Source organism: Oleiphilus sp. HI0086 (assembly GCF_001635225.1).
The window spans coordinates 1-503 of sequence record NZ_LWFZ01000440.1; the positions used below are offsets into that span (position 1 = coordinate 1).

Annotated in this window: 1 protein-coding gene; it reads right to left on the minus strand. The window is 45.1% G+C overall.

What is annotated here, in order from left to right:
• A partial coding sequence (locus tag A3756_RS05470) for a condensation domain-containing protein (protein WP_197481191.1) occupies nucleotides 1–503 on the minus strand: 503 nt, incomplete at both ends.

Below are 503 nucleotides of genomic sequence, written 5' to 3' on the forward strand. Positions count from 1 at the left end.
TAAGAAAATGATCCCTAAAGCCTTGGATCGTTTTTTCAGTAAAGAGAGATGTACTATAGACGATTGCTCCACTGAGTGAGTCGCCGCGTTTTTTAAACCATATGTTCAGGTCGAGTGGTGAATCATGAGAAGGGATCTCACACTGCTTGATGTTTATCGTATGGTCACCACTTCCCATGACTTGTTCGCGTTTAGATACGTCTTGGTAGGTGATAGAGGTTTGGTAGATGGGAGCACGACTCATATCACGTTCAGGGTTCAGGCGTTCGACGATCTTTTCGAACGGTGCTCTCATATGGTCAAAACCTTCTAGGCATTGTTGCTTGACCTGCTGTAATAGCTCAAGGAATGGCATTTCTCGGCTCAGTCTAAAGCGAAGTACTAAGGCGTTAACAAAAAAGCCAATCAGGTCTTCAGTGCCGGGCTTAGTTCGGTCAGCCATTGGTGTCGCAATGACTAGGTCTTCTTGGTCGGTATATTTTGCCAACAAGGCACAATAACTG